The sequence below is a fragment of the Paracidovorax cattleyae genome (assembly GCF_900104515.1).
Taxonomy (GTDB): Bacteria; Pseudomonadota; Gammaproteobacteria; order Burkholderiales; family Burkholderiaceae_C; genus Paracidovorax; species Paracidovorax cattleyae.
Window position 1 is genome coordinate 1 of the sequence record NZ_FNJL01000057.1, and the last position, 10959, is coordinate 10959.

A 10959-nucleotide genomic window follows, 5' to 3' on the forward strand; every position below is an offset into this window, starting at 1 on the left:
GCCTGGCCTGCGGGGTCAGCGCTTTACCCCGAAGCCCACCTTCAACGCTTCGATGTGCAGGTGGGCCTCAGCCAGCAGCTTCTTGAGCTTGGCGTTCTCGCCCTCGATCTCGCGTAGTCGTGTGGCCTCACTGGCTTGCATGCCGCCGAACTTGGCGCGCCACTTGTAGAAGGTCGCGTCGCTGAAGCCGCCCAGGCGGCACAGTTCCTTGACCGGCATGCCGCCTTCAGCCTGCTTGAGGAACCCGATGATCTGCTCGTCGGTGAATCTGCTCTTCTTCATGTCCGTTCTTCCTCTGAAAACGGACTCTACTAACCTTCTATTGGTACGCCCTATGGGGAGCAGGTCATGGCCAGCAGGTAGCGGCCCTGTGCGTCACGCACCAGCAGCGAGGAATCGATAGCGAGGGAAAGTTGCGACATGACCGTGCTCCGGTTGCTCGGGCGGAATTGCCCGGAACCGTGGTCAGCACGGCGCAGCGCAAGCAGTCAGGGGTCGTAGACGGCCGCGAGGCCGCAAGCGCCAGCGGCGCGCAGCCCTTGACGGCGAGCACGCCGTGGTACGGTGAAGGGAACAGCAAGACCGCCCACCGACTTCCAACGAAGGCACGCATCGGCAAGCGCAGCGCGCAGGCGAGAGCGCTTTTCGGGTCGCGATCTCGCGATCCATGCAGCAGCGAGATCGAAATGTCGCGCTATAGATGCTTGCCGAAGAACGCCGCGATCGTCGATTCGATAGCAGCGTGTACGGCTGCGCGATCAACCCCTTGGGGATCGGTGCATACCTCGGCCGCTTCGGCTTGAAGAACGGGTGGGCATATATCGATAAGGACGAAATGTCCGCCGGGCAGAGTCTGGTACTGGGGGGCGTGCGGCAATGCCGCTGCCAACCCAGCGGCATTTCCATCACCTGAGAGTTGGCTCTGTTGCGGCCGAAAGAGCAGGACAGGCATGGTCACCGTTTGGAGTCCACTGCTGGGGTAAAGCGCGGCGAGCGGGTCAAGCAATGCGATCGCCTTCAGAGGCAACTGTGGGGAAGGGGGTACTTCACCTGACGCCGAGGGGTGCTTGGGCGCGGCGCTGGCATCGCCCTTGTCTGGCGCATCGACGCAAGACATCACGTCGTTGGGGTGTGCAGCGCAGTACGCATCGAAGTGTGCCTGATTGGGAACGGCGCCCGCGAGTTCGAGCGTCACCGCACCTCCGAGCGAGAACCCCAACATTCCAAGCCTTGCGGGATCGACATGAGGGTTGAATCGTGGGTCGGCGAGCACGGCATCGAGTGCGAGCTTGACTTGCATCGGTCGACCACGCAGGCCTGTCTTGCCGTGAAACGGTGCGATGACGACGTAGCCCTGCCGAGCAAGATGTGCCGACACCTGGCGCAACACGAGCGGAGTTCCCCCGCCTGGGCCTCCTCCGTGCGAAAGCAGAACGACCGGAAACTTGCCGTCCGCCACGCCAGCATTGCGCGTTGCGGGGATGGGGAACGGTCCGATTTGCCACGAGCGCTCTGCGGCGTCGGTCGGATACCAGACGAGAGCTTCAAAAGGTATGTCAGCGGAAACTTCGATGCGCGCGATCCCGGCATGGTGCGGTTGAGGTTGGCCGTTCGCGTTGGCCGGCACTTCGATGAAGTCAGGGCCCGCAGCCTGTGTCAGTGTGGTGGAAAGACAGAGGGCGGCGAGGCAAAGAAGGTGACGCAAAGTCATGGTGCATTCGCAGAATTAATCCTCGCGACAGTTTGCCCGAATGACGAACCTGGCACTTCGCCGACTTTGCACAAATGAGCGGCGGTGGTGGAGCTCAGAACGGTTCGTCGGGACCGATCGGCGGCGCTGGCCGCTCGTGCACGAGTTGCTCGCGCCATGCGTGCTGTGTCCGCGGGCCATAGCTGGCCCACAAGTTCTCTGTGAGTGCATCCAGGCACTCGAAGACGGCCAGGGCCTGCTGGGGCGACCAGTACTCGGGCAGGATCGGTGCCGGGCGTTCGTGCGGCTTCACGTCGTACCCCGACCGTGCCGCCCCCGAATGCGAGGCCCACCGGGCAGACCTGGCACACGGGCTACGCATCGTCTTCGTCGGTCTGGCCGCCCGCGGGCGGCCGGACCGACGAGCAGCATTCACGCAGCATGGCGATCAGGCGATCAACACGCTGACGCTGCTGCTCGTCCCGAAACCGCGCCCTCATCAGCGAATAGACGCGAATAGACGCCGTTCCTGACCAGCGTTCACAGTCGCCGCGACAGCGGAGAAGAAGCTCATCTATGACCACGATGCGCCAGCGTAGGTTGCGGGCGCGATCAATCCTACTGCTAGTCCACGCCCTTCTGCGCGCACGCACGCTCAAGCGGGTTTATTGCTCGGCAGGCCGTTCGGACAATTCATCAAGACCAGGCCGCCCGCCTTCCCTACATCGACGGCCGGTCCCGAGCGGAGGTCATCATGGGCAGTACGAGCCAGTGGGTGCTGATCAAGCGCTTCGCCGAGATCACCGGCTACAGCGAGAACGCCGTGCGGCACAAGGTTAAAAGCGGCGTGTGGGTCGAGGGACGCGTCTGGCGCAAGGCGCCGGACGGACGCATCTTCGTGAACCTGGGCGAGTTCGAGCGCTGGGTGGAAAGCTCCCCCCTGCTCGCCGCGCACTGACGCCCCAGCACCACCGGGGCAACATGCCCCCCTGCCTCAACCGTTGCTTATCGGCAAACACTCAATGAGTGTATAGTACGACAGGCTCACTGCGACGGCGATAGCCCTGTCGAGGGGCCGGACGTACAGCTTGATGATGCCCCACCCGAAGAAGAGAGCGCCGACGCCCGAGGAGGTCCGCGCCGCGCGAAGCGCGGCAGGAATGACCCAGACCGAGGCGGCGGAGACTGTGCACATGTCCATGCGGGCATGGCAGCAGTGGGAAGGCGGCGAGCGGACGATGCCGCCAGGCCTGTTCGAGCTGTTCATGATCAAGACGGGTCAGTGGCCCGTGGACAACGACAGCGAAGACGATGGGAACTGAGCCGTAGGAGCATGACGATGGCAGCGGAATCAGCAGTCAAGACAGGCTTTCCGGGTATCTGGGTACACGGGAAGTCCGTGCGCGTGGACTTCATGCACAAGGGCACGCGCCACCGCCATACGCTGGGCATCGAACCCACCAAGGTGAACCTGCGCCACGCGGCCCGGCTGCGCACCGCTGCGCTGTATGCGCTCAAGATCGGCGCCTACAACGAAGCCGAATTCTTCCCGCACTCGCGTCCCGCAGACACCTCCGCCAAGGAAAGCAAGCGCCTGTGCGATCTCTACGACCGCTACATGCCGTTGAAGGCCGTCGACATCACCAAGGAAACGCAGTCCCGCTACGAAGTGGCGCTCAATGCCTGTCTAAACACCATCGGCCGCAACCGGCAGATCGATGCGTTGATGCCTGCCGACATCCAACAGATGCGCGTGGACCTGATCGCGACCCGGACCGTCTCGACCGTCAACCACTACCTTGCCACTTTCATTGGCTTCCTCTACTGGTGCGAGGACAACAAGTATTGCGAAGGCTTGGCCAAGCACTGCACCCGCTTCACCAAGAGCCACAAGGACCCCGATCCGTTCACCCATGCGGAGTACCGTGCGCTGCTCGACAAGGGCTGTTTGCACCCGATCGACAAGGCGTCCGTGACGTTGGCGTTCTACACCGGCCTGCGCCCCGGTGAGCTGTGCGCCCTGGCGCTGGAGGACGTCTCGCCCGATCTGAGCCGACTGACCGTGCGCCGCTCCGTCACGCGCTCGCTGACCTTCAAGGTGCCCAAGACGAACAAGGAGCACACCGTGCTGCTGTTCCCGCCCGCCCGGGAAGCGCTGAAGGTGCTGATCGCCGACGCGAAGACCCGCAGCCCGGCCGATCTGGAAGTCTGGCTCAACCGGCACGAGTCGCGGATCGACCGCGTGCGCGTCCTGCTGTCCCCTCAGACCCAGGCGCGCAAGAGCGTGGTCAACGACTGGTACGTGCCCAGCGCCTGGAACAGCAAGTGGCGCAACATCATCCGGCGCTCGGGGGTCCGGGCCCGTCCGCCCTACCAGACCCGTCACACGTATGCGTGCTGGAACCTGACCGCGCGCGGCAACCTCGCCTTCATCGCCAACCAGATGGGCCACACGGACTACTCGATGCTCGTGAAGGTCTATGGCCGCTGGATAGATTCAGAGTCCCCCAGCGAGCTGGAGCGCATCTGGGCGGGCATGCAAAACCTCGAGAAAATTGTCCCAAATTTGTCCCAAGAAACCGAAGCAGAAACAGTAAGTTGTTGATTTATATGGAGAAAATAGACGTTTTTGCACACCCCCATGATGCAGCAGTATCTCGCCCTCAAGGCGGGCTACCCCGACACGCTGGTCTTCTACCGCATGGGTGATTTCTACGAGCTGTTCTGGGCCGATGCGGAGAAGGCCGCGCGCCTGCTGGACATCACGCTCACGCAGCGCGGGCAGTCCGCCGGGCAGCCGGTGGTGATGGCCGGCGTGCCCTTCCATGCGCTGGAGAACTACCTGGGCCGCCTGATCCGCATGGGCGAGTCGGTGGCGATCTGCGAGCAGGTCGGCGAGGTGGGCGCGGCCAAGGGGCCCGTGGAACGCAAGGTGGTGCGCGTGGTCACGCCCGGCACGCTGACCGACAGCGAACTGCTGCCGGACAAGGCCGAAGCCATGCTGCTGGCCGTGCACCAGGCACCGCGCGCGCGGTGCGGGCTGGCGTGGCTCAGCGTCACGCAGGGCGTGGTGCACCTGGCCGAATGCACGCAAGACGAAGTCGGCACCTGGATCGCGCGCATCGGCCCGAGCGAGGTGCTCTACAGCGCCGGCGTGACCGAACGCTTCGAGCAGCAGTTGCAGGCACTGCGCCAGGGCGGCGTGCTGTCCTGTCCCTTGAGCCTGCGGCCGGACTGGCAGTTCGACGGCGCCCTGGGCGCGCGCAAGCTGCTGGAGCAGCTCGGCGCCGCCAGCCTCAACGCCTGGGATGCGCAGGACCTCGCCCATGCCCATGCCGCCAGTGCCGCCCTGCTCTCCTATGCCGAACACACGCAGGGCCGCGCACTCACGCACATCCATGCGGTGCGCGTGCAGAAGAACGACGAACTGATCGCCCTGCCCCCCGCCACGCGCCGCAACCTGGAGCTCACGCGCACGCTGCGCGGCGAGGATGCGCCCACCCTGTTCTCGCTGCTGGACACCTGCATGACCGGCATGGGCAGCCGCCTGCTCAAGACCTGGATGCTGGAGCCGCGGCGCGACCGATCCGAGGCGCGGGCGCGGCTGGCTGCCACGGCCGAACTGCGCGGCGACCGGGGCGGCGCGGGCAGCTGGCAGGCCCTGCGCGGCGCGCTGCGCGGCGTGAGCGACGTGGAACGCATCACCGCGCGCATCGCGTTGCGGCAGGTGCGCCCGCGCGAACTCGTGGCGCTCTGCAAGACCCTGCACAAGGCCGGCCAGATCGCCGCGGAGCACCGCTGGCAGGATCCGCTGCTGGCCGGGATTTCCACGGACCTGCATGCGCCGCCCGCCTGCGGCGCGCTGCTGGCCGGCGCCATCCTGGAAGAGCCCTCGGCCCTGGTGCGCGACGGCGGCGTGATCGCCGACGGCTTCGACGCCGCGCTGGACGAACTGCGCGGCATCCAGAACCATTGCGACGATTTCCTGCTCGCGCTGGAAACACGCGAGAAGGCCCGCACCCTGATCCCCAACCTGCGCGTGCAGTTCAACAAGGTGCACGGCTTCTACATCGAGGTCACGAGCAGCTACCTCGACCGCATTCCCGACGACTACCGCCGCCGCCAGACGCTGAAGAACGCCGAGCGCTTCATCACGCCCGAGCTCAAGACCTTCGAGGACAAGGCACTGTCGGCCCAGGAACGCGCGCTGGCGCGCGAGAAGTGGCTGTACGAGCAGGTACTGGACCAGTTGCAGGAGCACGTGCCGGCGCTCACGCGCGCCGCCCAGGCCATCGCCGCGCTGGACGCGCTGTGCGCGCTGGCCGAGCGCTCGCTCACGCTGGGCTGGTGCGCGCCGCAGTTCGCGGCCGAGCCCTGCATCGAGATCGAGGGCGGCCGCCACCCGGTGGTGGAGGCGCGCCTCGCGGAGACCTCCGCGGGCGCCTTCATCCCCAACCACACGCGGCTGAACGCCAACACGCGCATGCAGATCATCACCGGCCCGAACATGGGCGGTAAATCGACCTACATGCGGCAGGTGGCGCTGATCGTGCTGCTGGCGAGCATGGGCAGCCACGTGCCCGCCGCGCACTGCCGCCTGGGCCCGATCGACGCGATCCATACCCGCATCGGCGCGGCGGACGACCTCGCCAACGCCCAGTCCACCTTCATGATGGAAATGACCGAGGCCGCGCAGATCCTGCATGCCGCCACGCCGCATTCGCTGGTGCTCATGGACGAAATCGGCCGCGGCACCAGCACCTTCGACGGCCTCGCGCTGGCCAGCGGCATCGCCACCCACCTGCACGACCGCACGCGCGCCTTCACATTGTTTGCCACGCACTACTTTGAGTTGACGGAACTGGCCGCGCGCCATGCGCATGCGGTGAACGTGCACGTGGGCGCCACCGAATCCGGCTCGGACATCGTGTTCCTGCACGAGATCCAGCCCGGCCCGGCCAGCCGCAGCTACGGCATCCACGTCGCACGGCTGGCGGGCGTGCCCGCGCCGGTGCTCAATCACGCCCGGCACGCACTCTCGGCGCTGGAAGAGCGCGCCAACGAAGGCGAGACGCAGGTGGACCTGTTCGCCCCGCCGCCCGCATCCGAGGCGCCCGGCATCAGCCCGGTGGAAGCGGCGCTGCAGGACATCCAACCCGACACCCTGAGCCCGCGCGAGGCGCTGGACGCGCTCTACCAGCTCAAGCGGCTGGCGCAGCCGGGCTGACCCCGGCCCGCCCGGCCTGCATCAGCCCACGATGTGGTGGCCGGCATCCACGTACAGTGTGTTGCCGGTGATGGCCCGCGCGCCGTCGCTGGCCAGGAAGGCGCACAGCGCGCCGATCTCCTCCAGTTCCACCAGGCGGCGCAGCGGTGCCCGCCGCACGGCGTCCGCCATGAGCGTGTCGAAGTCCGGAATGCCGGAGGCCGCCCGCGTGGCCAGCGGCCCGGGGGAGACCGCATTGACGCGGATCCCCTTCGGCCCCAGCTCCGCGGCCAGGTAGCGCGTGCCGGACTCCAGCGCCGCCTTGACCGGCCCCATCAGGCCATAGCCGGGAATCACCTCGGCCGCGCCGACATAGCTCATCGTCATCAGGCTGCCGCCCTGCGGCATCAGCGGCTCGGCCAGCCGGGCCATGCGCAGGAAGGAATGGCAGGAAATGTCCATCGCCCGCGCGAAGCCCTCGCGCGAACTGTCGGTGACGCGCCCGGACAGGTCACTGCGCGGCGCGAAGGCGATCGAATGCAGCACGAAATCCAGCCGCCCCCACGCGCGGGCGACGGCATCGAACACCGCCTCCATCTGGCCGGGCTGCTCCACGTCCAGCGGCAGGGTGATCGGCGCATCCACCTGCCGCGCCAGCGGCTCCACGTATGCCCGGGCCTTGTCGTTGAGCCAGGTGACCGCCAGTTCCGCGCCGGCGTCACGGAAAGCGCGGGCGCAGCCCCAGGCGATGCTCTGGTCATTGGCGATGCCGACGACCAATCCGCGCTTACCGTGCAGGTCCAGTAAAGGCATGGGGACTCCCGGGTGGGCAGGTTGAGGAAAGGAAGAAAAGGAAAGCCAGTGCGGCCACCCAGGTTGGCGGAATGCTCCCCGGCCTCCCGATATGCCGCGCTGTCGCGCCAGGGGTGCAGCCCACACGGGATGAATACCCACCATGGCCCTCTGCGACGACTGGGGCAATGTACGCAAAAGGCCTGCGAGCCCATTGACACAGGTCAACGGCGTGGACGAGCCTCGTTATCGGCCGTGGCCATGCTTGGGAATTTCGTCATCGCACGGCCTCCCCCTTGAAAACATTTCCCATTGCAATTGAACCGGCTTCAGGTCGTATTCAACCTCGACTTCCGGCTCCAGGTTTTCACGGACAAAGGGCGTGGCCTCCTTAAGGAACCGGGCCACCGCTTCCCTTTCCTGTTGGGTTAGCGAAAGAAACGCCGGATTGGATCCTGGATTTTTCAGGTAAACGAGCAGGTCCGACATGAAGTACCCCCGGCCAGCCGTTTCCGTGCTCAGCGCGATCCTGCCCAGCGCCGGAAGCCAGTACTTCCAGCCCGCCACGTTCATGCAACCGACGGGATTCCAGCCCACACTGCCAAGATCCTCGCGGGTCAGCGACTGGTGGTCCCTGGACTGCAATAGCGCGTTGTGCTCGCGGAATTCTTCATCGACATCCAGGAAATCATTGAATACCTGCGGACGCAGATTTTCGGAAAATCCGTCCGCCAGCGCCAAAAGTGCAGCATGTGTTGATGCATCCGCCATTACACGACCAGCATGAAGTTTAAAACACCTCGCAAAAATCACATCCCGAACATATTCAAATGCAATCCCCAAAAAAATGAGCAGCCGATGATGAAATACATCAAATAGAACATTGGGGCAAACAATGCAGATGCGATGATTATTGGTGCAGCCCCAAAACCACGCATTGCAAACAAACAACATGGCAGGGCGATCACAAAGACCAGACAATCCCTGCCACTTATGTCAACAATCCAAACAGTATGCGAGTAAGCAAGGTAAGACAGGCATATCGATGCAGCATGTATTCCACAAAAACGGAGCAACAGGCCGAAGACCTCGATGGTCCCTTTGCCGAAAATTGTCTTCATCAACAGAAAATCTTTTGCCTTTTTAAACAGCACTGATTTCCTGAGGATCTTACATTTACCTTCCAGATAAATTATGAGGAAGCTTTTCTCCACCCTCTTTGACCAGGCATTTGCCGGCATAAATGAGAATTACCGACTCCACGAGCTCAAATATTAGCCATAGGGGAAAAAATCCGAGAAGAATGAATATAAACACTAGTCGAAAAGGAAGATAAATCAGCAGAGCAATTCCCTGAAAAAATTTTGAACGTCCTTCACCATGCTTCAGCAGGAAAATTGCATACACAAGCAAAGCCAGCCCAGGGGTCAATAGCGCATGGACCAAGAGCAGACCATAGGCCGCAAGGTGCGGCATGTATGAATAGGCTTTGAGCCATTTTGCAGCCAACTCTTGAAATGACGATGCGAATGCTGCCATCGCATAGCCAAAAATCAGAATCATCAACAGCAGAAGTGGAACATTAAACAATTTCCTCATGCCACTGATATTTTCATACGTTTTTTTGACAGAAATTCAATCACAATGCAAGGGCAGTGGCCTAAATATCCAGCCATCAAGCCATTATCAAACAATCAACTTACCCATTTTTCCAGCGCACTTCTACTCCATATCAAAACCCTGGAATCACCGAAGTAAAAACAATCAATACCTCTATTAATCTCAAACTCGAGCGCGAATCTTCCAGGAACTTTTTCGCCAGCCATTGCCAAGACAATCTTCACGTATACTTTGTCGCCCTATACTCTGGACTCATAGGTCTTTGCACCTAGCGAACCATGAAGGACCAAACCGCTCAACTTCAGCTCGTCTGACTCACCCTCTCTCAGACGGATGTTTAAATCCGCAACAGTCAAGCACGACTGCAGAGCGGGGCACGCAAAGCAGCAATGCACAAACAGCTTTTCTAGGCATTACCATTTTTCAAAAAACCATCAACCAGCATATACAAAGAAACAGCGAATAAACCTCCCAAACCTCCAAAAATACTATAATAAAAAGTTATAACATCCAAACTAGGATATCTTTTTAAAATCATGAAGAGCAATAAATTTACAACAAACAAACCTAAAAAAAATGCATAAACAAAAGCAAAATAAACACCAAATCTTTCGCCTACTTTTAGTGCAGATGCAAGCAACATCAAATTCAAAATTAGAGATACAAAAAAAGTCACTCCCCATATAAACCAATATACACCTCGATAGCCTCTATCGGAAAAAAAACAAAAATGCTCGCCAATAAAAAGGAGGAGAGAAGGCTACTAACAATATAACTCTTTACTTGCATGATTCCGCACATTTAAAAACATCTTTATCCACCTTACCCCAGAGCCAGTCCGCAAGCGCATTATTCATCTTGCCCATCGGGCCCACGCCCTCGCCATATGTGTGCACAGTGACTTCATTGGCACTTTCCGAAACCCAGCGTCGTACAATGCCAGGATATAGCAAGTGGCTTTTCTCCGTGATATTGGTTACCATTGATCTATCAGGTGACACCACGTGTGTTACAGGTCCCACAGGAAAAGCAAAACCACTTTGCTTATTTGCAATAGGCTCTCCACTAGCGCCTGGAGCAGGGTATCTCATAAGCCCCTCAGCAACATTACCAAACGTGCAGCCAGGGGTGGTTTTTTGACATGAATTACTAACATTGTAGCTATGAAAATTTGGGTTCTTTTCATCAAACAACAGCACGCCATTTTCGTCCTGCCCCAATAGTCCTGGGTAGCTCGGACGATTGTTGTCCAGGTACCCTCTTTGAGCCATCGAGCCCGGTTCCAAGCCACGTGGATCAACCCAGTTCAACGGATCATTTCCAACGTAGGCGTAAGGGAACCTCTCACAACCCCTGATCCGAGCCCAGCATCAAGGCTATCCGCACACATTCACCTGCTTCGGGAGCGCGATAGCAACTGCCCTGGGGACGATCCCCGTGCTCAGGGGCCTTTCGGCCCCAGCGACTCATGCGTTCGCCGTGCGCGGGCGCACCTGTGCCTTGCAGGCGCCGCTTTTGGGTTTGAAGAATGCATCCACTCCCCGGTCCAGGAAGGACGCCAGGCGCTTCATGTTGTAGCAGGCGGCCATCATCGTCATGCCAACCGTGGCCCGTGCCTGCCCGATCGTGCGCACGAACTTGCCGCCCAGGT

Annotated in this window: 11 protein-coding genes and 2 pseudogenes; 4 read left to right on the top strand and 9 right to left on the bottom strand. The window is 61.2% G+C overall.

All coding sequences use genetic code 11. The features are described from left to right. The 3 genes and pseudogenes from BLR05_RS24800 to BLR05_RS24810 form a co-directional block, all read right to left on the bottom strand. Positions 1–282 (bottom strand): annotated as a pseudogene (locus tag BLR05_RS24800) (transposase); the annotation flags it as partial. A 412-nt stretch (positions 283–694) separates the two neighbouring features. Beyond that, entirely contained in the window at positions 695–1711 is a 1017-nt protein-coding gene (locus BLR05_RS26230; protein WP_143016015.1) for an alpha/beta hydrolase family protein, read from the bottom strand. 94 nt (positions 1712–1805) lie between these two features. Further along, the gene (locus tag BLR05_RS24810; RefSeq protein ID WP_092840336.1) at positions 1806–2003 is read right to left on the bottom strand and encodes a hypothetical protein; all 198 of its coding nucleotides are present in this window, start codon (positions 2001–2003) and stop codon (positions 1806–1808) included. 441 nt (positions 2004–2444) lie between these two features. Here BLR05_RS24810 and xisR point away from each other — a divergent pair, with 441 nt between their 5' ends. The 4 genes from xisR (at position 2445) to mutS (ending at position 6917) form a co-directional block, all read left to right on the top strand. Next, positions 2445–2648 carry an excisionase family protein gene (gene xisR / locus BLR05_RS24815; RefSeq protein WP_092840339.1) on the top strand — a complete coding sequence of 68 codons (204 nt, stop codon included), beginning with the start codon at positions 2445–2447 and terminating at the stop codon, positions 2646–2648. A 136-nt stretch (positions 2649–2784) separates the two neighbouring features. Next, positions 2785–3012: a helix-turn-helix domain-containing protein gene (locus BLR05_RS27560; RefSeq protein ID WP_092840351.1), complete on the top strand. Its 228-nt coding sequence runs from the start codon at positions 2785–2787 to the stop codon at positions 3010–3012. A 17-nt stretch (positions 3013–3029) separates the two neighbouring features. Then, positions 3030–4295: a tyrosine-type recombinase/integrase gene (locus BLR05_RS24825; protein WP_092840354.1), complete on the top strand. Its 1266-nt coding sequence runs from the start codon at positions 3030–3032 to the stop codon at positions 4293–4295. 36 nt (positions 4296–4331) lie between these two features. Beyond that, positions 4332–6917 (top strand): DNA mismatch repair protein MutS, encoded by a 2586-nt coding sequence (gene mutS / locus BLR05_RS24830; protein ID WP_092840342.1) that lies wholly within the window; start codon positions 4332–4334, stop codon positions 6915–6917. Between the two features lie 21 nt (positions 6918–6938). Here mutS and fabI read toward each other — a convergent pair whose 3' ends face one another. From fabI to BLR05_RS24850, 6 genes and pseudogenes are all read right to left on the bottom strand, one after another. After that, positions 6939–7709 carry an enoyl-ACP reductase FabI gene (fabI, locus tag BLR05_RS24835; protein ID WP_092840345.1) on the bottom strand — a complete coding sequence of 257 codons (771 nt, stop codon included), beginning with the start codon at positions 7707–7709 and terminating at the stop codon, positions 6939–6941. 225 nt (positions 7710–7934) lie between these two features. Further along, positions 7935–8642, bottom strand: a complete 708-nt coding sequence (locus BLR05_RS24840) for a DUF6714 family protein (protein WP_244160179.1) — start codon at positions 8640–8642, stop codon at positions 7935–7937. Between the two features lie 222 nt (positions 8643–8864). Then, positions 8865–9287 (bottom strand): hypothetical protein, encoded by a 423-nt coding sequence (locus BLR05_RS26235; protein WP_143016016.1) that lies wholly within the window; start codon positions 9285–9287, stop codon positions 8865–8867. 427 nt (positions 9288–9714) lie between these two features. Further along, a complete protein-coding gene (locus BLR05_RS26240) occupies positions 9715–9951 on the bottom strand; it encodes a hypothetical protein (RefSeq protein WP_143016017.1) in 237 nt (78 codons plus the stop codon). Positions 9952–10087: 136 nt separating this feature from the next. After that, positions 10088–10618 (bottom strand): hypothetical protein, encoded by a 531-nt coding sequence (locus BLR05_RS24845; protein ID WP_208606069.1) that lies wholly within the window; start codon positions 10616–10618, stop codon positions 10088–10090. Between the two features lie 156 nt (positions 10619–10774). Next, positions 10775–10959 (bottom strand): annotated as a pseudogene (locus BLR05_RS24850) (IS5/IS1182 family transposase); the annotation flags it as partial.